General features: G+C 34.4%; 17 protein-coding genes, 1 tRNA gene and 1 CRISPR repeat array. Of the genes, 7 read left to right on the forward strand and 11 right to left on the reverse strand.

Annotated features, from left to right (window positions below):
- Positions 1 to 89 precede the first annotated feature (89 nt).
- The 8 genes from mgtE to BTR34_RS10195 all read right to left on the reverse strand — a co-directional run bounded on the left by mgtE (position 90) and on the right by BTR34_RS10195 (position 8,988).
- Complete coding sequence (gene mgtE / locus BTR34_RS10155) at positions 90 to 1,445, reverse strand: magnesium transporter (RefSeq protein WP_068481042.1); 1,356 nt, start codon at positions 1,443 to 1,445, stop codon at positions 90 to 92.
- Entirely contained in the window at positions 1,432 to 2,298 is an 867-nt protein-coding gene (rsmA, locus tag BTR34_RS10160; protein ID WP_068481044.1) for a 16S rRNA (adenine(1518)-N(6)/adenine(1519)-N(6))-dimethyltransferase RsmA, read from the reverse strand. Before rsmA ends, mgtE begins: the two co-directional genes overlap by 14 nt.
- 20 nt (positions 2,299 to 2,318) lie before the next feature.
- Positions 2,319 to 2,951 carry a DUF4286 family protein gene (locus BTR34_RS19215; RefSeq protein ID WP_082960091.1) on the reverse strand — a complete coding sequence of 211 codons (633 nt, stop codon included), beginning with the start codon at positions 2,949 to 2,951 and terminating at the stop codon, positions 2,319 to 2,321.
- An 85-nt stretch (positions 2,952 to 3,036) separates the two neighbouring features.
- Complete coding sequence (locus tag BTR34_RS10175) at positions 3,037 to 4,824, reverse strand: tetratricopeptide repeat protein (protein WP_068481047.1); 1,788 nt, start codon at positions 4,822 to 4,824, stop codon at positions 3,037 to 3,039.
- Positions 4,825 to 4,896: 72 nt separating this feature from the next.
- Positions 4,897 to 5,223 (reverse strand): DMT family transporter, encoded by a 327-nt coding sequence (locus BTR34_RS10180; RefSeq protein ID WP_068481050.1) that lies wholly within the window; start codon positions 5,221 to 5,223, stop codon positions 4,897 to 4,899.
- Between the two features lie 151 nt (positions 5,224 to 5,374).
- On the reverse strand, positions 5,375 to 6,646 hold the full coding sequence (serS, locus tag BTR34_RS10185; RefSeq protein WP_068481053.1) for a serine--tRNA ligase: 1,272 nt from the start codon (positions 6,644 to 6,646) through the stop codon (positions 5,375 to 5,377).
- A gap of 80 nt (positions 6,647 to 6,726) precedes the next feature.
- Positions 6,727 to 8,058, reverse strand: coding sequence for an HTTM domain-containing protein (locus BTR34_RS10190; protein ID WP_068481056.1), 1,332 nt, complete (start codon positions 8,056 to 8,058; stop codon positions 6,727 to 6,729).
- Between the two features lie 3 nt (positions 8,059 to 8,061).
- The gene (locus BTR34_RS10195; protein ID WP_068481059.1) at positions 8,062 to 8,988 is read right to left on the reverse strand and encodes a bifunctional riboflavin kinase/FAD synthetase; all 927 of its coding nucleotides are present in this window, start codon (positions 8,986 to 8,988) and stop codon (positions 8,062 to 8,064) included.
- Positions 8,989 to 9,040: 52 nt separating this feature from the next.
- Here BTR34_RS10195 and BTR34_RS10200 point away from each other — a divergent pair, with 52 nt between their 5' ends.
- Both BTR34_RS10200 and BTR34_RS10205 read left to right on the forward strand, forming a co-directional pair.
- Entirely contained in the window at positions 9,041 to 12,805 is a 3,765-nt protein-coding gene (locus BTR34_RS10200) for a zinc-dependent metalloprotease (RefSeq protein ID WP_068481062.1), read from the forward strand.
- Positions 12,802 to 13,488 (forward strand): hypothetical protein, encoded by a 687-nt coding sequence (locus BTR34_RS10205; RefSeq protein ID WP_235843152.1) that lies wholly within the window; start codon positions 12,802 to 12,804, stop codon positions 13,486 to 13,488. The genes BTR34_RS10200 and BTR34_RS10205 overlap by 4 nt, the downstream gene beginning before the upstream one ends.
- On the opposite strand, the gene pth is transcribed toward BTR34_RS10205, so the two are convergent.
- The 3 genes from pth to BTR34_RS10220 all read right to left on the reverse strand — a co-directional run bounded on the left by pth (position 13,485) and on the right by BTR34_RS10220 (position 15,885).
- Positions 13,485 to 14,111, reverse strand: coding sequence for an aminoacyl-tRNA hydrolase (gene pth / locus BTR34_RS10210; RefSeq protein ID WP_068481065.1), 627 nt, complete (start codon positions 14,109 to 14,111; stop codon positions 13,485 to 13,487). The two genes, BTR34_RS10205 and pth, sit on opposite strands and share 4 nt — an antisense overlap.
- Before the next feature lie 87 nt (positions 14,112 to 14,198).
- Complete coding sequence (locus tag BTR34_RS10215) at positions 14,199 to 14,831, reverse strand: 50S ribosomal protein L25/general stress protein Ctc (protein WP_068481068.1); 633 nt, start codon at positions 14,829 to 14,831, stop codon at positions 14,199 to 14,201.
- Positions 14,832 to 14,943: 112 nt separating this feature from the next.
- Positions 14,944 to 15,885, reverse strand: a complete 942-nt coding sequence (locus BTR34_RS10220) for a ribose-phosphate pyrophosphokinase (protein ID WP_068481071.1) — start codon at positions 15,883 to 15,885, stop codon at positions 14,944 to 14,946.
- A gap of 192 nt (positions 15,886 to 16,077) precedes the next feature.
- Between BTR34_RS10220 and BTR34_RS10225 the strand changes: the two genes are divergently transcribed.
- From BTR34_RS10225 to BTR34_RS18765, 5 genes are all read left to right on the forward strand, one after another.
- Positions 16,078 to 16,157: transfer RNA gene (locus BTR34_RS10225), tRNA-Leu, on the forward strand.
- Between the two features lie 314 nt (positions 16,158 to 16,471).
- Positions 16,472 to 21,010, forward strand: a complete 4,539-nt coding sequence (cas9, locus tag BTR34_RS10235) for a type II CRISPR RNA-guided endonuclease Cas9 (RefSeq protein ID WP_068481078.1) — start codon at positions 16,472 to 16,474, stop codon at positions 21,008 to 21,010.
- A 4-nt stretch (positions 21,011 to 21,014) separates the two neighbouring features.
- Positions 21,015 to 21,908, forward strand: a complete 894-nt coding sequence (cas1, locus tag BTR34_RS10240; protein WP_068481081.1) for a type II CRISPR-associated endonuclease Cas1 — start codon at positions 21,015 to 21,017, stop codon at positions 21,906 to 21,908.
- A 44-nt stretch (positions 21,909 to 21,952) separates the two neighbouring features.
- The gene (cas2, locus tag BTR34_RS10245; protein WP_068481084.1) at positions 21,953 to 22,300 is read left to right on the forward strand and encodes a CRISPR-associated endonuclease Cas2; all 348 of its coding nucleotides are present in this window, start codon (positions 21,953 to 21,955) and stop codon (positions 22,298 to 22,300) included.
- 107 nt (positions 22,301 to 22,407) lie between these two features.
- A CRISPR array of direct repeats spans positions 22,408 to 26,148; the repeat unit is 46 nt; unit sequence ACTGTGAATCATCAATAAAATTAAAGAACTGAAAGCAATTCACAAC.
- Between the two features lie 2 nt (positions 26,149 to 26,150).
- Positions 26,151 to 26,324 (forward strand): hypothetical protein, encoded by a 174-nt coding sequence (locus BTR34_RS18765; protein WP_157483732.1) that lies wholly within the window; start codon positions 26,151 to 26,153, stop codon positions 26,322 to 26,324.
- Positions 26,325 to 26,394: the final 70 nt, after the last annotated feature.

A 26,394-nucleotide genomic window follows, 5' to 3' on the forward strand; every position in this document is an offset into this window, starting at 1 on the left:
AAGCATATATCCATTTTCTATGTGTATTATAATTGAAGATAACAGTAATATACGCAATGAAGATGTATTTTATTAAAAACTACACGGTTTTAAATTCCTAAAATAACCTTAGCGATTGAAAAGTAAATAAGTATACCAAAAATATCATTTCCTGTGGTAATAAATGGGCCTGTAGCCACTGCAGGATCAACACCTCTTTTATCTAAAAAAACGGGTATAAAAGTACCAATCAATGCCGCAATTATAATAACTGCAATAAGGGCTACACAAAGGGTAGTAGAAATTAAATAACTGGTACGAAAGAAGAAATGACTTATAACCAAAACTATAGCTGCAATGGCAACTCCATTAATTAATGCTAAAGTAAATTCCTTTAATAATCGATTTAAAATCTCTCCTTTTACCGTATTGTTTGCAAGACCTTGTACCATAATTGCGGAAGATTGTACTCCTACATTACCTGCGGTTGCTTGTATTAAAGGTACAAATATGAGAAGAATAGGAAATGTGCTCATTACTTCTTGAAAGCTGCTTATAATGCTAGCGGCTCCTATACCACCAAACATACCAATTATTAACCATGGTAAACGTGCTTTGGTTAGTTCCCAAATGCTGTCATCTGCTTCAACTCCCCTAGAAATACCTGCCGCCATTTGGTAATCGCGTTCGGCTTCTTCTTTTATAACATCTACAATATCATCAATAGTAATACGACCCACTAATCTACCTATTTCGTCTACAACAGGTATAGCCTCTAAATCGTATTTAGTCATAATCCTGGCTACTTCTTCTGGGTCTTCATTGACATTCACATAATCAACATTTGATATGAAAACATCCTTTATATGTGTTTTTGTTGATGTGGTCAACAAATCTTTTAATGACAACCGTCCTTTTAGCTTATCTTCATCATCAACCACATAAATAGAATGTACACGGGTTACATTTTCTGCTTGGGCACGCATTTCCTTTACACAAGTTAACACATTCCAATTTTCGTTAACCTTTACAAGCTCTTTGGCCATAAGACCACCGGCAGAATTTTCGTCATAACGTAAAAGATCTACGATATCTTTAGCATGCTCGCGATCCTCAATTTTTGAGATAACATCTTGTACCTGTTCTTTAGGTAATTCATTTATAATATCTGCGGCATCATCGGTATCTAGCTCTTCTAATTCGCTAGCAATTTCTTGAGAAGAAAGGTTGCCCAAAATAGCTTCACGGATATCTTCATCTAACTCCGTAAGAATATCCGAAGTTTTGTCGCTATCTAGGAGTTTAATTAAGTAGGTAGCTTCATCATCAGAAAGTTCATTAATGATTTCTGCAATATCAGCATAATGTACGTCCACCAATAGAGCATTAAGCTCAACATCATTTTTATTTTCAATGAGTTGTTCTATATCCGCAACTAGTTCTTCCGTAAGTTTAAAGGGTGTCATCTTCTATTTTCTTCGTCAATGCTATAAAATCTTCTACAGCCAGTTGTTCTGGTCTCAGGTCAAATATAATATCTTCTTTGAGATTATCTGATAAGGTGAATGTTTTTAAACTATTGCGCAAAGTTTTTCTACGCTGATTAAAGGCGGTCTTTACTACATTTCTAAATAATTGTTCGTCGCAAGGTAGTTGAAAATTTGCTTTACGCGTAAGTCTTAAAACACCCGACTGTACTTTTGGAGGTGGGTCAAAAACATCTGGTTGAACAGTAAAAAGATATTCGGCATCATAGAAAGCTTGTGCTAAAACTGATAAAATCCCATATGTTTTACTTCCTTCTTTTGAGCAAATACGTTCCGCTACCTCTTTTTGAAACATGCCAGAAAACTCAGGAACTTGGTCTCTTAATTCCAGCATTTTAAAAACAATTTGGGTAGAAATATTATAGGGGAAGTTTCCTGTAATGCCAAACTGTTCTTCTCCAAATAAAGTGGGAATATCAAAATTTAGAAAATCGGCCTCAATTACTTTAAAAGTGCCTTTACTTTGAAATGCCTTTGGATGTTCTAATGGAAAATTCTCATTTAGGTAGGTTATGGATTCAGTATCTAAATCCATAGCTACTAAATTACTGTTCCTAAGCAATAAGTATTTGGTTAATACTCCTGTCCCAGGTCCAATTTCAATAACGTTTTTATATTCTTTTTGTAGAAGTGTATCGGCAATTTGTTTGGCAATATCTTCATCTTTTAAAAAGTGTTGACCTAAGTGTTTTTTAGCTTTTACGGGTCCTTTATCATGCTGTTTTTTTGCGGTATACTTGTTGTTTTTATTCTTCTTCCTTTTCGTTCCCATAATAGTCTAATAAACCTAGATTACTTGGCAATATATGCCCATGCGTTTTTGCCCGATGTTAATTTAATTAGAATTCTTTCATAAGCTTCTCCTTCATAAACATCTGCCTTTTGCAATTCTTGATGTGTTAGTGCGTAAACTTGGCCTTTTATACGATTTTCTTCTTTGCCAGTATGTTGTAAAGTAGGGTAAAGACCTGCTACTTTAGTGTCAGAAATCTCATATTGCGGTAGTTCATCTTCATTTCCATTTAAAAGCCTTGAGAAAACACCAAGTTGAACTTCCTTTTCTTGTAAAGTTCCATAAGTGAACAAGTAATGTGTAGCAGTTGTTCTTTGTACAAAATATTCGTCTATAACTTCTAACTCGGTTCTAAATGAAACTAGTTTGCCTGTAAAAAGTTGTTGCGCACTTTCTCTTAACTTCGTAGCATCTTCTTTATAATAGCGCTCTAATGTTGCCTTGTCTTGCACGGTGTATTGTACTGAATAGGTGAAGCCGCCCATATCTTCTTCCACTAACACTTTAGTGAACTTAGCACTTAAAAATTTACCTGTTGCTAATACTTCTGGGATATGAATTTCTTTCATCCATTTTACCCAACTGTTGTGGCTACCTTCTTCGATATTGGTGGTAACGTTATAAATATACATGTGTTTTGTTCAAGTTTTATAATCTAAATATCTGTTGCAAAGTTACTTCAACAGTTTCTTTAAATTAAGTATCATAATGGTGTTTTTAATTGATAGAATCTCCTCTTAAAATTCTGAAGTTCTTTCTTGCTTGAGGAAAATAGTAACTGTCTTGATAGGTGTAAATTATTTTCTCGTAATTATCTTTTGCCTTTACGGTGTCCTTATATATTTTTCTGTATAACTCGCCCAAAGCATAATAAGCATCATCGGCTAAAATTCCGTTTCCATAAAAAGTGATGATTTTCTGATAATTTAGTACAGCTTCGTCATACTTTTTTTGAGATTCGTATAATTGAGCCTGTTTGAGTAGGGCTTCATCTTCAATTTTTTCGCCTTTATGGTTTTCAAGTATATCATTTAATGCAAGTATAGCATCTTCTGTTTTATTTTGATAAGCCAAAAAATCGGCACGGGCAAACTTCTTTAATGCCGTTTGTGTAGAGTCTTCCAGTGAATTATCTGAAATTAAGAGACTTAATTGCATGGCATCGTTTGCAATTAATTGGGAGGTGGAGCTTCTAAGTACTTTTAACTGTGTAAGCGCCCAATCAAAATCTCCTTTATAAAAACTGGTTTGCGCCACTTTATACCGCGCATCTTGTCCTAAAACATCATTTTTTAATTTCTGCTGTATTTGCGAAAAATAGATCAGCGCTTCGTTGAATTTTTTATCATAAACCAAAATGTCGCCTAAAGCCAATTTTAAATAGGCATTTCCGCGGTCACTTAATGGTAATTCTAAACTGTTCTTTAATAACTTTTCTGCAGGTTGAGGTTCATTTTTTTTAAAAGTTAAAAAATTAGCATAGGCTACTTGAAGCTGTAACGTTTGCGCCTTGTAACCATAAAGATCTATTAGTTCATCATATTTTTTTTGAATAGCCGCTAATTGACTTTGTGAAGAAGAACTAAGATTGATGTCGATAAGATTTAATTCCGCATTTAATTTTGTGTTTTCATTGGTAGTATTGTCAATGATATAGACGTAGATTTCCTTTGCATCTTCGTAGGCTTCTACTTCTAAGGCATTGGCAGCTAAATTCTCTAAGCGTAATGTAGAACTGCCATTTATTCGTTTTAAAATGGCCTTTTCTTGTCTAAAAGCACTACTGTACTGGTTTTGTTTAACAAAGAGCCAACTAAGTAGTTCATTCCAAAGAATGTCTGGATTCTTTTGTGCGCGTTCTAAAAGCACTTTTTTTAGCAAAAGATTGTTTTTGTCGTCGGCATTTTCAGAAACAAATTCATCTATACTTCTTAGAATGTTCGATTTTGAGGTTTTGCCGTCAATTACCAAATTTAGATAAGAATTGTACATGGCCTCCACATTGCCTTGTTCTCCGTAAATTCTTGCCAATTGAAAATTGAAATCTAAAGCAGGGTTTAATTCCATGGCGCTTTCAAACGATTTTACAGCAAGGTCCAATAAACTGTATTTTTGAAATTGAAGACCAATAGCATATCCATAATTTGGATTTTTAGGTATAATTTCTAAAGCTTTTTCGTATTGGTTTAAAGCCATTTCTGGCTGCTCCTGAAGTGCATAATTATAGCCCAAATCTATTAACAAGGTAGGGTAGGGGTTTCTATCTTTTAATCGTTCTTTTATAAACTCGCTTGCATCATCGTACCTTTTTAGTTGTTGGTAACAGGCAACCAAGTCTTGCGCATATTCTGTTCTTCGTGGGTTTTTTTCTACTAGCTTTTCATAAAAAACAACCGCTTTTTCAAAATCACCATCAGCAAAATATTGCTTTGCCAAGAAATCATCTTGTGCCCATGCCATAGTCGCTAACGATATATAAGAAATAAAGAAAAATAATAAACGCATATTCAAAGATACGCAGAATGCCGTAAGATGTTGTTAATGCTTTTATAACAAGCTTATAGTATGTATAATCGATTAGTGTGACACTATTTTTAAGCCAATTATAGAACCTATTAACGTGCTAATAAATAGAATACGTAAAAAAGTTGCCGGTTCTTTGAAAACAAATATCCCGACAAGCACGGTTCCTACAGCACCAATACCGGTCCAAACAGCATAGGCGGTACCAATTGGTAATGTCTGTGTTGCTTTTACTAAAAGTATCATACTTATTGCAAGGGTCACTAAAAACCCAAGATACCACATGTACATTTCGTTACCGGTAGTTTCCTTTGCTTTTCCTAAACAAAAAGCAAAAGCAACTTCAAAAAGTCCGGCAACGACTAATAGTATCCAATTCATAAGCTTTGAGATTTAATAGTAAAGGTCGCAGATTTAATCCAATTTCAGTTATTTCAAAATCATAAAAGAAACACCATGTAAATAGTATTTATATGGTGTTTAATTGTTATAAAGTTGAATAGCTCTGCATAGAGCTAATTGTATAAACTACTTAATCAATCATATTAAAACCACAATACGGTACTAATACCTCAGGTATTTTAATGCCTTCTGGAGTTTGGTAGTTTTCCAAAATACCAGCTAAAACCCGTGGTAAGGCTAAAGAACTACCATTTAGGGTATGTGCCAATTGGTTTTTCCCGTTCTCGTCCTTATAACGCAATTTTAACCTATTGGCTTGGTATGTTTCAAAATTTGAGACAGAGCTAATTTCTAACCAACGGTCTTGCGCAGTAGAAAATACTTCAAAATCAAAAGTAAGGGCAGATGTAAAACCTAAATCGCCGCCACATAATCTTAGAATTCGGTAGGGTAATTTTAATTCTCTTAGAATATTTTTTACATGCTCTACCATGCCGTCTAAAGCTTCATAGGATTTTGAAGGGTGTTCAACACGAACAATTTCGACCTTATCGAATTGGTGTAACCGATTTAGACCACGTACATGTGCGCCATAACTGCCCGCTTCTCTTCTAAAGCATGGCGTATAGCCGGTGTAAGTGATAGGAAAATCACTTTCGTTTACAATTACATCTCTAAAAAGGTTCGTTACTGGAACCTCTGCAGTAGGTATTAAGTACAAGTCATCTGCGGTAACATGATACATTTGGCCTTCTTTATCGGGTAATTGACCTGTTCCATATCCGGATAATTCATTAACCAAATGGGGTACTTGAATTTCTGTGTATCCCGCTTCCGTGTTTTTATCTAAAAAATAGGCAATTAATGCACGCTGTAAACGAGCTCCTTTTCCTTTATATACAGGGAAACCTGCTCCCGCGATTTTTACTCCTAATTCAAAATCAATGATATCATATTTTTTGGCCAATTCCCAGTGAGGTTGAGCAGTTGAATCTAAGCTAGGAACAACTCCCTCTTTAAAGACCTCTTCATTATCTTCTTCGGAAGATCCTTTTTTTACAGAGTCATGTGGTGCATTCGGAATCTGATATAATAACCCTTGAAGCTTTTCTTCTATGTCCGTTAAATCTTCACTTAATTGTTTGGATTCTTCTTTTAAGTTCACTGTTTGCTCTTTAAGCAGATTCGCTTCTTGAACTTTTCCAGTCTTGTACAATACTCCAATTTCTTTGGAAAGTTTATTAGATTCTGCTAAAACATTATCTAAACGTGTTTGGGTCGTACGTCTATTTTCATCTAATTGTAGTAAATTTTCTAATAGAGGTTGGGCGTCAATATTTCTCTTGGCTAAGGCAAGAATAATATCTTCTTTATTGTCCCGAATGGTCTGTATTTGTAACATTATAACATTGTATTTGAATGCAAATTTACGTTAATCTTATATTTATAAGAGTAACTTTTAAATACTAAACCTGTATTAAACTAATTTTTAGAATTTTCGAAGTTTGAAGGGTGAATCCAGTCATGATGTTTTAATCGAAACCATTTTTCTGCTGCTAAATCAGTTGTGGAATCTATAAAGGGGACATAGGGTTTACGGTTTATGCTAATCTTAGAATTTATTAGGTATACTGATACGTTTCTATTGTTTTGCTCGAATTCTTTTTTTAAATATTGGGCAAACTGCCATGTAAAATCTGGATAGGCAAATATTTTACGCTCCTGGCTGCCAGATAAATAATCTTTAGGTTCAATAATAAATTCTTCTTTAGTGTTCTTATCGACTACTTTAAAGGTGCCTTTTCCTTGTCTGCTACGTAGCATCATGCGCCAGCTCATCCTATGGCCTTCTTCACTCCATAACACATTATCTTCAATGGCATGGTGTCTTAAAGGCAATACTAATTGAATTATGAAATAAATAGTTGTGCCTAAAACTAATGTATTTTTATGGTTGGGCAACGCTGTATAGGTAGATGCGAATGCAGTTTTAGTTTTAAAAAATATTTTCCTAATTGATTCAGGTTCAAAAAAGAACACACTAAAGGCAATCGATAAATAAGGGAAAATACCTATCTGAAATATGATTGAATTAAATAAATGAAAGAATAAGGAAAGAAAAAATGCCGCTTTTCTGGTTGGTTTCCAAAGTAATGCAGGTACAATGAGCAAATCAAATAAAATACCCACGGTTCCAATTATAGTATGTACCCAAGGTTCTTGTAAAATGTCACCCACTAGCCAATAATTCTTTTTAAAATGCATCATAACGGCTATAGTGCTAAAATCTAACCAGTCTCCATACATTTTTGCTATAGATGCGTATACGTAAACTATAAATAATTGTAGAACAACTATCCATTTTACATAGGCATACATGGAATTGCTTTCTATCTTCGGATTCATTTTAACATCGTAAGATCTACTTTTTTCTGCAGGAAAAAAGCACATGAGCAATGCTATTAAAATGAGTAAGTAGTAATGATTGTTGTAGGCCGTTTTTTGCATTAAATAGGTTACGGTCCATAAAATTGTGAAGGATATGATACTTGCCCTATATTTAAACCCCATGGCAATAAAAAGGCCAAGTAAGCCCATTAAAACAAAATAGAAATACATGCCGTTACCTGGTAAGGGTTGTAGAAACTCAAAATCTATAAAAGGAAAAGTATATTTTGGTGTAATTAAATTTCGCTTTATCCAACCAGTCGCAATAGCACCAAAACATTCAAGAGAAACGAGAATACCAAAAAATATACGAAAGGCAATTAAGGGGCTATTATCTATACGTTGAAATAATAACCTATTGAGCATATTTTACCGGTTAATGTATTGTAGTGATTTTTCTTTGTCTTTTACTAATTGTGCTTTAAGCGCATCAATAGATTCAAATTTATGTTCATCTCGCAAACGGGCTAAAATATTAATTTGAATTTTTAAGTTGTACAGATCTGCATCAAAATCGAAAAAATTGATTTCTATAGATTTTTCCGTACCATTAACAGTTGGATTATACCCTATGTTCATCATGCCATAAACAATTTTACCATTTAGAAGACTGTTTACAACGTAAGCTCCATTTTTTGGTATCAATTTATAGTCCTCAGCTATTAAAAGGTTTGCTGTTGGGTAGCCTAACTGCCTACCAATGCCCTTGCCTTTTATTATTGTGCCGGTAAGCATGTATTCATAGCCTAAGTAGCTATTGGCTGTCTCAATGTCCCCGTCTTCTAGTGCTTTCCTGATCTTTGTTGAACTGACGGATACATCGTCAATTTCCTGAGCAGGTATTTCATCTACCGTAAAATCAAACGTATTTCCAAAAGCTCTTAAGTCGGTTATGTTAGCATTTCTGTTACGACCAAACCTATGATCATAACCTATTATTACTTTTTTAATATTAAAAGTGTTTACAAGAATATCTCGTACAAATTCCGTAGCCCTAAGTCTAGAAAAATCTTTAGTAAATGGGTGTATTATTAGAATGTCGAGTCCTAAACGCTCTAGAATGTTAATTTTTTCTTCAATTGTATTCAATAATTTAATGTTGGCATCTTTCTGCAAAACCATTCTCGGATGCGGAAAAAAAGTAAGAACTGAAGATTTTAGATCTGAACCCTTGGCATGGTTTATGATTTTGTTCAGTATTTTGAGGTGACCTATATGCACACCATCAAAGGTGCCTATGGTAATGACCGTAGGATATTCTTCTTTGTATTTAGAAATGTTGCGGACTGTAATCACTTATGATAGAAAATAAAAAGACTTATATTTGATTTGTAATAAAAGCCCCTTAATGATTGCAAAATTACGCCTAGTTTTTTCATTTTCCATATTATTTCTTTCCTTTTACGGGGTAGCTCAATCTACATATTGGAAAAATACGGAATTAAACGGACGCGCTAAACAATTTTCTAAGCAACGGCTGCAAGTAAATAAGGGTAAAGCATTTGTTTTAAACCAAGAACTTTTTATACAAGCACTTACCGCAAACAAGAATTCTAATGTAATTTATTTTCCAAATGAAGAGGGGATTTTAATAGAATTTCGGGTACAGGAAGCAAGTGTGTTTTCGGAAAAACTTGCAGAAAAATACCCTTCTATAAAATCGTACAAAGGTGTCGCCGTACATGATCCTACTAAGCAAGTTCGTTTTAGTGTTTCAAATAAAGGCATTCAAAGTATGACAAGTGTGGCAGGGGAGAACGGATCTTTGTTTATGCAAAAGTCAGTGGATGACACCTATGTGTTGTATAGGAGAACAGAACAAGAAAAAAGTGATATTGATTTTGTTTGCCGAACAATGCCTAGTTTAATGGAATATTCCCAAAATAACACTGCAAAGTTAGTAGATGACCAAGTATTAAGAACATTTAGGGTAGCCATTTCAGCTTCTGGGGAGTATACACAATTTCACGGTGGAACGGTTATCGATGCCCTAGCGGCTATTAATGCCAGTTTAACTAGAATTAATGCAATTTTTGAACGCGACCTAGCTATAACTCTTGAACTAATAGATAATACCGATTTAGTAATTTTTACGGACCCAGAAACAGATCCTTATACAGGCAGTTTAAGTGCACAAGTTCAAAATACACTTACAAATATTATCGGTGAAGCAAATTATGATATAGGCCATCTTTTTAATCAACAAGATAATACGCTGGATGGTAACTCAGGATTTATTGGTGCCGTATGTCAAGACAATAGAAAGGGGAGCGGCTATACCACCTTGTCTTCACCTGTTGGCGATGCCTTTGATATAGATTTGGTAGCGCATGAAATGGGACATCAGTTTGGTGCTAATCACTCATTTTCACATATTTCGGAAGGTACAACGGTGCAAGTAGAACCAGCAAGTGGCACTACGATAATGGGCTATGCCGGTATTACTGGCAACAATAATGTGGCTTCAAACAGTGATGATTATTTTCATTATGTAAGTGTGGTTCAAATTAGAGATTATCTGCAAACTATTTCATGTGGGCAGACTCAAGTTTTAACGAATTCGCCACCCACATTACTTCCTTTGTCAAATTATAGTATTCCTAAGGAAACTCCTTTTGTGTTGGTTGGTGAGGCCAATGATGTTGACACCACCAATGTTCTTAGCTATTCTTGGGAACAGATCGATAACGGCATTGTTACGAGATCTACCTTTGGGCCTGCTAATCCGGCAGGGGCTAATTTTAGGTCACTGCCTCCAAGTATTTCGCCACAACGGTTTTTCCCAAAACTTAATCGTATTTTAAGTGGGCAATTAATACAGGCGGCACCAAGTGTTGACGAAGCTTGGGAAACGCTTTCAAGCATTGGCCGTGAATTCAACTTTTCTTTAACCGTCCGTGACAATGCTTTAAATGGTGGTCAGTCAATTTCAGATGAATTAATGATTTCTGTAATTAATGATGCCGGACCATTTGTGGTAACTTCGCAGAATACAGAAGAGACATTTGAAGCAGGTTCGGTGCAAAACATTACTTGGGATGTTGCAAACACCAATGTTGCGCCAATTAACGCTGAAACGGTTTCTATTTACTTTTCTACGGATCGTGGAATTACTTTTCCAACGTTATTAGTTGAAAATACGGTAAATGATGGAAACCAAAGTGTTATTATTCCCAATTTACCTACCACTACAGGGCGCATAATGATAAAGGCCGATACTAATATTTTCTTTTCGGTAAATAGCTCTAATTTTACAATAACCCCTTCTGATATTGTATTAAATTTTAATCAGGTAGTTTTCGATGTGTGTAAACCAAATGATATCTCTATTCCTTTTACTTATGAAACCAATATAGGATTTAATGAAGAAAGTACTTTTAGTGCTATAGATTTACCAACGGGGCTGACAGCTAACTTTTCACCAATATCAGCTGATACGACCAATACCAATGTAACTGTAGATTTTGTAGGTATTTCTAATCTTTCCGAAGGTGAATATCCCATCAAAATTATAGCTACTTCTGCAACTGCTTCTAAAGAAGTTACGCTGCAATTAAGGGTGTACGATGCTATTTTTGAATCTGTTGAATTAACCGCTCCAAGTAATGGAATGGAAAATGTGTCTAAAGATGTGGTTTTGAATTGGACAAACGCCATAGGTAATACATTGTACGATATTGAAATTGCGACAGATATAAGCTTTGCAACTATTATAGAATCTGCTACGGTAAGTACCGATTTTTATGCACCATCCTTACTAGAAAACAATAGCCAATATTTTTGGCGTTTAAGACCTAAAAACGATTGCGGTGAAGGCGTTTTTGGTACTGCTTTTAGTTTTTCTACTATACAGTTTAATTGTGCTGTAAAAGAGGCAACGGCATTGCCTATAACGATATCAAGCAGTGGTACGCCCGTAATTAGTTCTAAGATCGTATTTTACGAAAATCTTGCGGTGGCAGATTTAAATGTTGTTCTGGATATAGAACATACCTTTTTAGCCGATTTAGTGATTAAACTAACATCACCAGCAGGTACAGCAGTAACATTGGTTTCTGGTTCTTGTGGCGAGGCTCAAAATATTTTGGCCACTTTTGACGATGATAGCCCCTCTTTTAATTGTTTTAATAATCCAGGTATAAGCGGTTCGGTAAGGCCATTAGGAAGTTTAAGTGCTTTTAATGGAGAATCTATACTTGGCGAATGGACCTTGGAAATACGTGATAATGCGCCTTCGGATGGCGGTCGTTTAAATGCTTTTGCTCTTGAGGTATGTGTGGAGGGAGATTTTAGACCCGATGATGATAACGACGGTGTTTTTGATGATGGCGACGACCTTTGTCCTGGAACTTTAAATGGTCTCGAAGTTGATGCTTCTGGCTGCCCTGTCTACCGTTTTCCTGAAGAAAACTTTTTGGTAAGTTTAGAAAGCGAAACTTGTAGGGATAATAACGATGGTTCGTTGACTATAATACCAAAATTAGCTCTTGATTATGAAGTAGCCATTACAGGTAATGGCATTAATTTATCCCAGAATTTTTCAAATTCCTTTATTTTGGAAAATTTGAGTTCAGGTACATATACGCTATGTATAACTGGAACAGACGGAACCATATCATATGTGGAGTATTGTGTAGAAGTTCAAATAACAGAACCGGCACCATTGAGCGTTTCTTCTAAAATAGCACTAGATGGTTCGCAAATTACCCTTGAAATGGAAGGCTCGTCGATTTATACCATCGAGTTAAACGGAATTTCTATTCAAACAGAAAAATCTAGTGTGGTGTTAGATTTAGAAAAAGGATTGAATATCTTAAAAGTTTTTACGAATATTCCATGTCAAGGAATTTATGAAGAGGAATTTGGCTTTTTTGAGAAGCCAATAGTTTTTCCAAATCCCGTTAAGGATATAGTTAAAGTATACTTAGGAAGCAACCAAGAAAAAGTGTTGGTAAGGGTGTTTAGTGTTGATGGACGATGGGTTTTTGATGAATCGGTACTATCACAAGACGGCGTCGTAGAAATAGATTTAAGCTCATTATCTACCGGTGTTTACTACCTAAAGTATAAAAGTGTAAAAATAAAAGGAACCTCAAAAGTTGTTAAAGAATGATGCGCCTTATACTGTTTAGTGTTTGTTTAGTTATCACTTTTTCTGGTTGTAAAAAGAAAAGAACGCCAATGCCTCCTGAAGCGGCGCTACTTATCTTTCCAGAAAAAAATTCTGAATGTACCACTGGCCAAAGTTTAGGTCAAGAAACCAGTCAAGTTGAGTTTCAATGGGCTGCTGCCGATCATACAGAAACGTATGAGTTAAGGGTTACGAATACTACTACAGGTACCACGCAAACCATAACATCAACAACTACATCTGCAAAATTACCATTGGCAAAAGGCGAACAGTTTTCTTGGATTGTCCGCTCAAAAAATAGTCAAGTAGAACAAACCGTGTCCAGTGAGATGTGGAGTTTTTATAATTCGGGTTCAAGAACTACGTTCGCCCCATTTCCTGCAACAATTATAAGTCCGGAATCATCAGATAATGTTTTTAAAGACTTAAATAATGAAGTTACACTTTCGTGGTCGGCATCTGATCTAGATGATGATATCGTAAGTTACGATGTATATTTTTCCGTTGAAACACCGCCTGTGGATTTAGCAGGTACATTACAGCCAACGGTAACAAGTATGAAAGTTTCTGTTACTGCCGATACGGTTTATTATTGGAAAATTGTAGTTACCGATGCAGAAGGGAATAAATCGGATACTGGAATTTATAACTTTAGGGTTCTTTAAGAATTGTTGAATTGGTTCATTGTTCTGGCAATTCCTGCAAGTGCAAATGAATTAATGATTTCTGTAGATTTTTTTAAGCGTTCGGGCAACTGATCGTTTTCTTCATCGCTCCATTTGCCTAATACATACTCTACTTGTCTTCCTTTGCCAAAATCGGCACCTACACCAAATCTGTATCTATTATATAAAATAGTTTGTAGAAACAGCTCTATATCTTTTAGTCCGTTATGCCCTCCATTGCTGCCCTTGGTTTTTATGCGTATAGTGCCAAAAGGTAAATTAATATCATCAGTAATTACAAGAATATTGCTTTGAGGTATATTCTCTTTGTCCATCCAATATTTTAAAGCTTTACCACTACGATTCATATACGTAGACGGCTTAAGACATATAATTGTTCTACCCTTTATCTTAAATGAGCCAATGTCCCCAAGTTTAGCCGTTTCAAAAGTAAATTCATTTGCTTTTGCTACTTCATCTAAAATTTTAAATCCAATATTATGACGGGTTTCTGCATATTCATCACCAATATTACCAAGGCCAACAATTAAAAATTTTTTCATGGGATCTTTCTCTTCAATACTGTTCTTCTTTGAAAAAATATAGTTTAAAAAAGCGAACATTTTCTTTTGCGATTAAGGATGTAAAAATACAAAAGCATCCTGATACTAGTACCAGGATGCTTTATAGATAATCTTAAACTAGACTGTTTATTCTTGAGCAGAATCTTCTGAAGAATCTTCCGCGCCTTCAGCACCTTCTTCTCCTTCTTCATCCTCGTCCTCAATAGCAACTGCCGTACGTGCAGTCTTAACTTGAACAACAACAGTAGTGTCTGGGTGTAGAATGGTAAAATCATCGCTTAACAATGTACCTACAGAAATGTTTTGACCGATTTTTAATTTAGAAATATCGACATCAAAGAAATCCGGTAGTTTACTTGGCAATGCTTTAATAGTAAGTTTACGTTTTCTAAATAATAAACGTCCACCATTACGAACACCAGGAGAGTTTCCTTCTAATCTTACCGGTATGTCCATAGTAATAACTTTGTTATCAAATAATTGATAAAAATCAATGTGAATGATAGCATCGGTTACTGGGTGAAACTGAATATCTTGCAATACTGCATTAATTGAGGTTCCACCATCCAATTCAATTGCAACTGTATGTGCATTTGGAGTGTAAACCAAGTCTCTGAACGATAGTTCGTCTGCTGAAAAATGTAATGGTTTATCCCCTCCGTATACTACGCAAGGAACCTTTCCAGCATTACGTAGGGCTTTCGTTGCCTTTTTGCCCACGCTTTCTCTTTGTGATCCTTTAATTGTAATTGACTTCATTATATATATTAAAAATTAATACTCTATTTAATTGTGCCTTCCATAAGGCTTGGTCAAGTCTATTTTATCTAAATTGCTATCATAATAAAACGGTAGCGGAGCGCAGCCAAAGCTACATTAAGAATTTAGAAGAAATAGAATTGTTGTTATGTACCTTATCCATTACATCTGCAAATAAATTGGCACAGCTTAATACTCTTACTTTATCACTCTTTACCTCAATAGGAATTGAATCTGTAATTATCAATTCCGTAAGCTTAGAGTTTTCAATTTTCTCGTATGCATTACCCGATAATAAACCATGTGTTGTTATAGCTCGTACACTAATAGCACCACGCTCCATCATTAAATCGGCCGCTTTTGTTAATGTTCCTGCAGTATCGACCATGTCGTCAACAAGCACTACATTTTTTCCTTGTACATCGCCAATGAGCTCCATATGCGAAATAATATTGGCTTTTGCTCTTTGCTTATAACAAACTACAACATCACAATCTAAAGCTTTGGAATAGGCATATGCTCTTTTAGAACCGCCCATATCTGGGGAAGCTATCGTAAGGTTATTTAACCCAAGACTTTTTAGGTAGGGTAAAAACAAGGTTGATGCAAATAAATGATCTACAGGCTTTTCGAAAAATCCTTGTATTTGATCTGCATGCAAATCCATCGTTATAATTCTAGTAGCACCTGCTGTCTCTAGCATTTTAGCAACTAGTTTTGCTGCTATAGGCACTCTAGGTTTGTCTTTTCTATCTTGTCTTGCCCACCCAAAATAAGGCATAACGGCTGTTATGTGACGCGCAGATGCTCTTTTTGCAGCATCGATCATCAATAACATTTCCATTAAATTTTCTGGGCCAGGGTGTGTAGAACCAATTATAAAAATTCGTGTTCCACGAATAGATTCTTCAAAAGAAGGTTGAAACTCACCATCACTGTAACGAGAAAAAATTACATTACCCAATTCCATTCCGTAAGCCTTAGCGATTTTTTCGCCTAAGATTTTACTTTGGGTACAAGCAAATATTTTCGGTTGTGGTACTTGGTATGGCATGTCTTTCTTATTGTTTTCCAAAGAGTTGCTTCTATAATTTATTGAAGCCCTTGTTTTTAAAGAGGTGCAAATTTAAAAATTAAATTTGGTTGCTAATGCATAAATCTTAATATTTTTAGTGATGGTAAGAAAATAATTATTTAGTTTTGCAGTCCTATTTTTATAGGATGCCATTTGTAAAATGGTTAACACGCTCGAGTGGCGGAACTGGTAGACGCGCTGGATTCAAAATCCAGTTCTTCGGAGTGCGGGTTCGATTCCCGCCTCGAGTACGGAGTAAAAACCTAACAAATTGATATTCAATTTGTTAGGTTTTTTTATTTTATTTAATGCCGATATTTTGCCGAAAAAAATATTTTTTAACTTTTCTTTTATCACTATCCATTTGAAATACATTTAGATTAATTCCAAAAAAAATGCCCCGAATTGGAAGTCGAGGCGGCTTAAATGTTTTCACAACGGAATAATCCTTATTGTGAATTGCTTTCAGTATGGTAAATGTAATCATTAAATTTTAAAATGGATTACGGGATTCCGTAAACACATTCTTACAATACTTTGTATTTTCATTGCATAATATATAAGCATGAAAAAAATACTTGGGTTAGACTTAGGAACCAATTCAATTGGTTGGGCGTTAATTGAAAATAGTTTTACTGAAAAAGAGGGTAAAATAAATGATATGGGTGTTCGTATTATACCAATGAGCGCTGATATTTTAGGGAAGTTCGATGCTGGCCAATCTCATTCGCAAACAGCTGAAAGAACTGGATACAGAGGAACAAGACGTTTATATCAACGGGACAATTTACGTAGAGAGCGTTTGCATCGTGTATTGCATATTCTAGGATTTTTGCCTAAGCATTATGATGAACATATAGATTTTGAAAAGCGATTAGGTCAATTTAAAGAAGGGAAAGAAATAAAGCTCAATTATAGATGCAACGTAGAAAATAAACATGAGTTTATTTTTATATCATCATTTAACGAAATGCTTACAGAATTTAAAAAAGCTCAACCGGAGTTATTTTATTTGAAGTCCAATGGAGAAGAAACTAAAATACCGTATGACTGGACACTGTATTATTTACGCAAAAAAGCACTTTCACAACCCTTGACCAAGCAAGAATTGGCTTGGATTATTTTAAATTTCAATCAAAAGCGTGGGTATTATCAATTGCGTGGAGAAGAAATTGACGACGATAAAAACAAGCAATTTGTTAAGCTTAAAGTAAAAGAAGTTATTAATTCTGGTGAAGCGGTAAAAGGAAAGCCATTGTTTGATGTAATTTTTGAAAACGGTTGGAAATACGATAAACAAGTAGTTAAAACCGAAGATTGGATAGATAGGACAAAGGAATTTATTGTAACTACAAAAGTGCTAAAGAATGGCGATTTAAAAAGAAGCTACAAAACCGTTGATTCCGAAAAAGATTGGGCTGCCATAAAAGCGAAAACCGAACAGGATATTGAGCGTTCCAATAAAACGGTTGGCGAATTCATTTATGAAACCCTGCTTGAAAATCCAACACAGAAAATAAGAGGAAAACTTGTTAAAACCATAGAACGTAAATTCTACAAAGAGGAATTAAAGAATATTTTAATCAAGCAAATTGAGCTACAACCTACACTTTTTTCAGAGGAATTATATAAGGCTTGTATTGAAGAATTATACCCAAGAAACGAAGCACACCAAAATGCTATAAAAAACCGTGACTTTATCTATTTGTTGATGGATGATATTATTTTCTATCAGCGTCCCCTTAAAAGTCAAAAATCTAACATTTCTGGTTGTCAGTTAGAGCAACGTGTTTATTATAAAGCCAATAAAGATTCAGGTGAAAACGAAGAGGTTAAACAGGCTGTAAAAGCTATACCAAAATCACATCCACTATTTCAGGAGTTTAGAAATTGGCAGTGGTTGCAAAACCTAAAAATCTATAATAAAGTTGATACGGAAAAAGGCGAACTAACCGATGTTACCAAGCAATTATTACCAAGCGAAGATAGCTGGGTTAATTTATTCAACTTTCTACAGTGTAAAAAAGAACTGGAACAAAAGCAATTCATTAAGTATTTTATTGATAAAAAACTCATTAATAAAACTGAAAAAGACCATTACCGATGGAATTATGTTGAAGATAAAAAATACCCGTTTACAGAAACTAGAGCGCAATTTATTTCCCGCTTAACCAAAGTCGAAGGTATCGAGGAAATCAACACGTTTTTAGATAAAAAAACACAGATCGGCACTAAAGACAATAGTCCTTTTGTATCTAGAATTGAACAATTATGGCACATAATTTATTCAGTTTCAGATATTAAGGAATACGAATCTGCTTTAGAAAAGTTCGCTATAAAACATCATTTAAACGAAGAATCTTTTGTAGCTAATTTTATCAAATTTCCTCCTTTTAAAAGCGACTATGGTAGTTATTCTAAAAAAGCATTAAATAAATTACTACCATTAATGCGAAGAGGTAACTATTGGACCGAAAATGATATTTCAGAAAAAGTAAAACTACGTGTGTCTGAAATTATGGAACGTGTTAATGCGCTTAACTTAAAAGAGGATTATAGCTCTAAAGAACTTGCCGAAACTTTAGTAAATGTTAGCGATGATGATGTAAAAAAGCAACTTATAAAAAGCTTTGTCTCGTTTAAGGATAGAAATCCACTAATGGGTTTAAATACCTTTCAAGCTACATATTTGGTTTACGGTAGGCACTCAGAGGTTGGTGATATCCAAAATTGGAAAACTCCCGATGATATAGACACGTATCTTAAAAACTTTAAACAACACTCGCTTCGGAATCCTATTGTAGAACAGGTGGTTACTGAAACTTTGCGGGTGGTACGTGATATTTGGAAACATCACGGCAAAAGCCAAACTAATTTTTTCAATGAGATTCATGTGGAGTTAGGTCGTGAAATGAAAAACCCGGCTGACAAGCGAAAGAGAATTTCTGAAAGAAATACCGAAAACGAGAACACAAACAATCGTATTAGAGAAATCTTAAAGGACTTAATGAATGATGCTTCAATTCAGGGAGATGTTAGAGACTATTCACCAAGTCAGCAAGGTATTTTAAAAATCTATGAAGAAGGTGTTTATCAAAACCCTAAAGTAGATTATTCAAAAGTTAGTGAAGATGAAATCACAAAAATTAGACGTAGTAACAATCCAACGCAAAAAGAAATTCAACGCTATCGCCTATGGTTAGAGCAAGGCTATATTTCGCCGTATACCTGCAAACCTATTCCTTTATCTAAATTATTTACGCACCATTATCAAATAGAACATATTATTCCACAGTCCCGCTATTTTGATAATTCATCAAGTAATAAAATAATTTGTGAAAGCGAGGTTAACGAAGACAAGGATAATAAAACGGCATTTGAATATTTAAAAGATAAAGGCGAAAACGTTATCAATGGGCATAAATTGCTAAGTCTGGCTGCATACGAAGCTCACGTTAATAAATACTTTAAAAACAACCGTCAAAAATTGAAAAATCTATTAAGTGAAGATATACCAGAAGGATTTATCAATAGACAAATGAACGATAGCCGCTACATAAGTAAATTGGTTAAAGGATTGTTGAGCAATATCGTTCGTGAAGAAGGCGAGCAAGAAGTAACATCAAAAAACTTAATTCCAGTAACGGGTTCTGTAACCTCAAAACTTAAAAACGATTGGGGCTTAAATGACAAGTGGAACGAGCTTATTTTACCACGATTTAAGCGCTTAAACCAATTAACACAAACCAATGACTTTACCACAGCCAATACTAATGGAAACACCATACCAACTGTACCGGATGAATTGCTAAAAGGGTTTAGTAAAAAGCGTATAGACCATCGCCATCACGCCTTAGACGCTTTGGTAGTGGCTTGTTGCACACGAAATCACAGTAATTATTTGAGTGCTTTAAATACTGAAAATAAAAACTATGGTTTACGTGATAAGTTGTTGATTAAAAACGATAATGATCATTATACCAAATCATTTCAAATGCCGTGGCACGGTTTTACAACCGAAGCTAAAAACCAATTAGAAGAAACAGTTATTAGTTTTAAGCAAAATTTACGGGTTATCAATAAAGCCAACAACAAATTTTGGTCTTATAAAGATGAAAATGGCAAGCTAAATCTAGATAAAAATGGGAAACCCATTAAAAAACTTCGTAAACAGACTAAAGGCGATAATTGGGCAGTTAGACAACCACTGCACGAAGAGACTATTTCTGGAATTGTTAATCTACCTTGGGTAAAAGCAGAGAAAGAAAAATTTACTTATGCTACAAGAAAATCACTTGACAAGTCTTTTGACCTCAAAAAAATCGAGAAAATTACAGACACAGGTATTCAAAAGATTCTTAGAAATTATTTAATGCAAGAAAAGTTTAAAGAACTCGATAAAAAAGATAAAGAGGTCTATAATAGTGAACTTGCATTCTCTCAAGAAGGTTTAGAAGATTTAAATTCAAATATTGAACAGTTTAATGATCAGAAACCTCATAAACCAATTTATAAAGTCCGTCTATTTGAAAAAGGAAGTGGTCGATTTGCATTAGGATTTAAAGGCATAAATGCAAAGAAATATGCTCAAGGATCACCCAATTTATACTTTAACATTTATAGAAATGAGGATGGGCAATATTATGAAACAGTACCTTTAAATAAAGTAATTATTCATCAAAAAAATGCTGCAAATATGCCTAAGAAAAATAGAACTCCAGTCCCTATTTCTAACACAGCAATAAATAGAAGTAAAGAAGTTTTAGTAGATTATAAAATGACACTTTCGCCATTAGACCTTGTTTACATTCCAACAGAAGAAGAGCTTAATAATATCAATTCATTGGATTTTAATAATTTAAGTAAAAGCCAACGTAAAAGATTATACAATGTAAATGACTTTTCGGGTTATACGATTTACTTCTCTCCCAATACATTAGCGAAGTCTATTTGTCCAAAAGAAGTTGATATGAAATTTGATGAAAAGAAACAAAAACCTACGGGTTCTTTTGATTCAAAAACAGCGAGTTTAGATGGTATGAGTATAAAGGAGCGATGCATCAAACTCATTATAGACAGATTAGGAAATATTTCTAAAGCTTAGTATTATGATCAAACGCACGCTATTTTTCGGAAACCCTGCTTATTTAAGTACCCGAAATGAGCAATTGGTGGTCAACTTCCCAGAAGAAGCTAAAGAAGAAAAAACCATTGCCATTGAAGACATAGGCTATTTGGTGTTGGAAAACCAACAAATTACAGTAACCAATGGTTTATTAATGAAATTAATACAAAATAAAACGGCAGTGCTAACTTGTGACCAACAACATATGCCATGTGGTTTTTTACAGCCATTAGTTGGGCATACGGAACAAACGGAGCGTATGCGCCACCAATTAAATGCTAGTTTACCTTTAAAGAAACAATTATGGCAACAGACCGTAACGGCTAAAATAGAAAACCAAGCAAACCACTTATTGCATAGAAAAAAGAATGCGTTAAAATTAAAACGTTGGGCCAAAGAAGTTAAAAGTGGCGATAATGAAAACCATGAAGCGTATGCGGCAGCCTACTATTTTCAAAACCTATTTGATATTGATGGTTTTAGCCGTAACCAAAAAGGGCTAGCTCCCAACAATTTGTTAAATTATGGCTACGCCATACTAAGGGCAGTAACCGCCAGAGCTTTATGCAGTAGTGGTTTATTACCATCACTTGGTATTTTTCATAGAAACAAGTATAATGCTTTTTGCTTGGCCGATGACATTATGGAACCGTATAGGCCTTTTGTAGATGCTTTAGTGTATGATATTGTAGAAACTGGCTGCCAGTTACAGGAGCTTAATACCCACCTTAAAAAAGAATTATTGGCATTACCTGCTATTGATGTTTTTATAGATGGGAATCAAAGCCCTTTAATGAACGCTATGAGCCGGACTACAAATAGTTTGTACGAGTGTTTTGAAGGGAGCAATAGAAAAGTATTGTACCCTGAATTTTAAAGGTTAAAATTCGCTGTTAAACAACATCAAACAAGATGTGTTTTATGAGTAAAAATAGATTTGAACGCCTTAACCAATACCGGAGCATGTGGGTACTTGTTTTTTTTGATTTGCCAACGGAAACCGCCACTGAACGCAAACATGCCGCCAGGTTTAGAAAAGAGTTGCTTAACGACGGATTTACCATGTTTCAATTTAGTATTTATATGCGTTTTTGCCCAAGTAGGGAGAATGCCTATGTACATATAAGGCGTACTAAAAATGCCTTGCCAAAAAAAGGTAAAGTAGGGATTATGCAAATAACCGATAAGCAATTTGGAATGATCGAATTGTTTCATGGTCAAAAAGTACAGACTCCAGAGACCCCAAGCCAACAACTAGAGCTTTTTTGAATTTAAAAAAGGGAAGCACTGATACTAAGTGCAAAAGAAAATCCGCTTATTTTATATTCCTAAATAAGAGGTTAATAAACAGTATACCAGTGTTTTATGACCGGTATACTGTGAATCATCAATAAAATTAAAGAACTGAAAGCAATTCACAACATAAGTCCCGTTTTTTCGCTCATCTTCTGGACTGTGAATCATCAATAAAATTAAAGAACTGAAAGCAATTCACAACGCTGTTGTTGGTTGTGTAACTCGTACATACACTGTGAATCATCAATAAAATTAAAGAACTGAAAGCAATTCACAACGTAGGCAAGGGGAAGGAAGTAGCTATTGAACTGTGAATCATCAATAAAATTAAAGAACTGAAAGCAATTCACAACTATTGCTGCTGCTGCTTTATTTTTTGGTAGACTGTGAATCATCAATAAAATTAAAGAACTGAAAGCAATTCACAACTTTGCTGTAGGTTTATGACTTATAAATATCACTGTGAATCATCAATAAAATTAAAGAACTGAAAGCAATTCACAACTACTATGTTTACTTTTCGGTTTAAGGTTATACTGTGAATCATCAATAAAATTAAAGAACTGAAAGCAATTCACAACATGTACGGGATCGCCTTTTTAGGCGATACAACTGTGAATCATCAATAAAATTAAAGAACTGAAAGCAATTCACAACAGACTTGTACACAATACTCCTAAGAACTTCACTGTGAATCATCAATAAAATTAAAGAACTGAAAGCAATTCACAACCTGTTTCAATAATGGCGGTTGATTTGAGGGACTGTGAATCATCAATAAAATTAAAGAACTGAAAGCAATTCACAACAGGTAGAACTGATATAAGATTTAATTACAAACTGTGAATCATCAATAAAATTAAAGAACTGAAAGCAATTCACAACGGAAATATAATTAATTAAATAAATAGTAAACTGTGAATCATCAATAAAATTAAAGAACTGAAAGCAATTCACAACCAATATTTCTTTTTATAACGCTTTGTTTAAACTGTGAATCATCAATAAAATTAAAGAACTGAAAGCAATTCACAACTATTACCTACACCAATAATTTCACGCAGCTACTGTGAATCATCAATAAAATTAAAGAACTGAAAGCAATTCACAACTGATACAGGTGAAATTATAATGATGGATTAACTGTGAATCATCAATAAAATTAAAGAACTGAAAGCAATTCACAACAGGATGGAAGTTCATCATAGTCGATAAAGAACTGTGAATCATCAATAAAATTAAAGAACTGAAAGCAATTCACAACTTGCGGCCTACGGGTAAGCGAGGTCGTAAAACTGTGAATCATCAATAAAATTAAAGAACTGAAAGCAATTCACAACAAGATACTGAAATGATTGGGCCAAGTGCAAACTGTGAATCATCAATAAAATTAAAGAACTGAAAGCAATTCACAACACGGTAAAAGGTATAAAGACATTCTGCCCGACTGTGAATCATCAATAAAATTAAAGAACTGAAAGCAATTCACAACGGCGTTCGTGGAAGAGGTGACCAATAATTACTGTGAATCATCAATAAAATTAAAGAACTGAAAGCAATTCACAACAGTTCTGCTTTAAAAGAACGGGTACTGCACACTGTGAATCATCAATAAAATTAAAGAACTGAAAGCAATTCACAACGGCGAATGGACAAAAGCTTGGGAAGCGGGTACTGTGAATCATCAATAAAATTAAAGAACTGAAAGCAATTCACAACAATGCGCACCAACGACCGCTTAACCAATAAACTGTGAATCATCAATAAAATTAAAGAACTGAAAGCAATTCACAACCTATCCAAAGTTTGGTCATCTATCTTTAAGACTGTGAATCATCAATAAAATTAAAGAACTGAAAGCAATTCACAACTCTACTGGAGAAGACCAGAAACTAGCACCAACTGTGAATCATCAATAAAATTAAAGAACTGAAAGCAATTCACAACTAATTCTACCGGTGGTTGAGCGTAGCCGAACTGTGAATCATCAATAAAATTAAAGAACTGAAAGCAATTCACAACTGAGTGCCGTGCGGCAACTGTCCGCATTAAACTGTGAATCATCAATAAAATTAAAGAACTGAAAGCAATTCACAACTGCATAGACTCTTTGGTACCCGATATCAGTACTGTGAATCATCAATAAAATTAAAGAACTGAAAGCAATTCACAACCAATACGCATGGGTATACCGAATTTCTCTTACTGTGAATCATCAATAAAATTAAAGAACTGAAAGCAATTCACAACTAAGTGTTCTTCACGTTCTGCATCAAGTACACTGTGAATCATCAATAAAATTAAAGAACTGAAAGCAATTCACAACAATGCACGTAGAAGTTGAATTTAGCAGAACACTGTGAATCATCAATAAAATTAAAGAACTGAAAGCAATTCACAACAGGTAGTTTAACACCTACTTCTGCAAGTCCACTGTGAATCATCAATAAAATTAAAGAACTGAAAGCAATTCACAACCTAACGGACAGTGCGGGCATACTACGCGTTACTGTGAATCATCAATAAAATTAAAGAACTGAAAGCAATTCACAACTTCATGTCAACTATAACGAGAACTACACTAACTGTGAATCATCAATAAAATTAAAGAACTGAAAGCAATTCACAACGAAGACCACCTAGATTAGAAACATGGTCCAACTGTGAATCATCAATAAAATTAAAGAACTGAAAGCAATTCACAACTACCTGATATTGCTATTCTTATATGCTTAGACTGTGAATCATCAATAAAATTAAAGAACTGAAAGCAATTCACAACACTTTTTACAAACAGGCTCAAAGAGCGATAACTGTGAATCATCAATAAAATTAAAGAACTGAAAGCAATTCACAACGTTACATGTGCATAGCATATATACTGCTCTACTGTGAATCATCAATAAAATTAAAGAACTGAAAGCAATTCACAACCCGACGCTGCACTGGATATCAACGAGGAAACTGTGAATCATCAATAAAATTAAAGAACTGAAAGCAATTCACAACTGGCGAGGTAAACGAACATACAGGCACTTTACTGTGAATCATCAATAAAATTAAAGAACTGAAAGCAATTCACAACTATAGTTGTGTTTACCCTTGCTAAATCTTCACTGTGAATCATCAATAAAATTAAAGAACTGAAAGCAATTCACAACCTGAAGTAGTTCCAATATTTTCAGTTCCTTACTGTGAATCATCAATAAAATTAAAGAACTGAAAGCAATTCACAACTCAACCAATCCCATCTGTAAAGCATCCTCAACTGTGAATCATCAATAAAATTAAAGAACTGAAAGCAATTCACAACACCTACTATATCTACAGGGGTCTGTCTTATACTGTGAATCATCAATAAAATTAAAGAACTGAAAGCAATTCACAACTATTTCGCCCGTTGCCCTGTCCTTATACATACTGTGAATCATCAATAAAATTAAAGAACTGAAAGCAATTCACAACTACTACAAATTCCTTGGTTACAAACGGGGGACTGTGAATCATCAATAAAATTAAAGAACTGAAAGCAATTCACAACTATATTGACTCTATAGAATGGTCTCTGCCCACTGTGAATCATCAATAAAATTAAAGAACTGAAAGCAATTCACAACCAGACCCAAGAACGGAATACGTTATAGGTGACTGTGAATCATCAATAAAATTAAAGAACTGACCGAGCATAGCGACCGATGAATACTTTTTAAAAAAATAGACATGCATGAATAAAGAAATTCACAACGATTCTTTCGAGAATGATATATATCACTTCACTGTGAATCATCAATAAAATTAAAAAATTGACCGAGTATAACAACCGATGAATACCGAGCCTGATGTCGTTATTGAAACTCTTATGGCATTAAAACTTGGTCAGTTTAATAGAGAAATGTCTTTTACCACTAGAAAAATAGAAGTTTTTGCCACAATTGCCCCAGTAATGTCTAGGGTTTCTAGATTTTCAGCGCCTTTTACAACTACTCTTAGTTATTAAGAATTTCAATTCTTTTGTTGAATTTCAATATCTTAACGATTAAAAAGATTATAATGTCGCATATTTTTTT

Source organism: Maribacter hydrothermalis, assembly GCF_001913155.1.
Lineage (GTDB): Bacteria > Bacteroidota > Bacteroidia > Flavobacteriales > Flavobacteriaceae > Maribacter > Maribacter hydrothermalis.

Excerpts from the sequence above, each read along its gene's own strand:
- mgtE (WP_068481042.1), bottom strand. The coding sequence starts at position 1,445 with ATGACACCCTTTAAACTTACGGAAGAACTAGTTGCGGATATAGAACAA.
- rsmA (WP_068481044.1), bottom strand. The coding sequence starts at position 2,298 with ATGGGAACGAAAAGGAAGAAGAATAAAAACAACAAGTATACCGCAAAA.
- BTR34_RS19215 (WP_082960091.1), bottom strand. The coding sequence starts at position 2,951 with ATGTATATTTATAACGTTACCACCAATATCGAAGAAGGTAGCCACAAC.
- BTR34_RS10175 (WP_068481047.1), bottom strand. The coding sequence starts at position 4,824 with ATGCGTTTATTATTTTTCTTTATTTCTTATATATCGTTAGCGACTATG.
- BTR34_RS10180 (WP_068481050.1), bottom strand. The coding sequence starts at position 5,223 with ATGAATTGGATACTATTAGTCGTTGCCGGACTTTTTGAAGTTGCTTTT.
- serS (WP_068481053.1), bottom strand. The coding sequence starts at position 6,646 with ATGTTACAAATACAGACCATTCGGGACAATAAAGAAGATATTATTCTT.
- BTR34_RS10190 (WP_068481056.1), bottom strand. The coding sequence starts at position 8,058 with ATGCTCAATAGGTTATTATTTCAACGTATAGATAATAGCCCCTTAATT.
- BTR34_RS10200 (WP_068481062.1), top strand. The coding sequence starts at position 9,041 with ATGATTGCAAAATTACGCCTAGTTTTTTCATTTTCCATATTATTTCTT.
- BTR34_RS10205 (WP_235843152.1), top strand. The coding sequence starts at position 12,802 with ATGATGCGCCTTATACTGTTTAGTGTTTGTTTAGTTATCACTTTTTCT.
- pth (WP_068481065.1), bottom strand. The coding sequence starts at position 14,111 with ATGTTCGCTTTTTTAAACTATATTTTTTCAAAGAAGAACAGTATTGAA.
- BTR34_RS10215 (WP_068481068.1), bottom strand. The coding sequence starts at position 14,831 with ATGAAGTCAATTACAATTAAAGGATCACAAAGAGAAAGCGTGGGCAAA.
- BTR34_RS10220 (WP_068481071.1), bottom strand. The coding sequence starts at position 15,885 with ATGCCATACCAAGTACCACAACCGAAAATATTTGCTTGTACCCAAAGT.
- cas9 (WP_068481078.1), top strand. The coding sequence starts at position 16,472 with ATGAAAAAAATACTTGGGTTAGACTTAGGAACCAATTCAATTGGTTGG.
- cas1 (WP_068481081.1), top strand. The coding sequence starts at position 21,015 with ATGATCAAACGCACGCTATTTTTCGGAAACCCTGCTTATTTAAGTACC.
- cas2 (WP_068481084.1), top strand. The coding sequence starts at position 21,953 with ATGAGTAAAAATAGATTTGAACGCCTTAACCAATACCGGAGCATGTGG.
- BTR34_RS18765 (WP_157483732.1), top strand. The coding sequence starts at position 26,151 with ATGAATACCGAGCCTGATGTCGTTATTGAAACTCTTATGGCATTAAAA.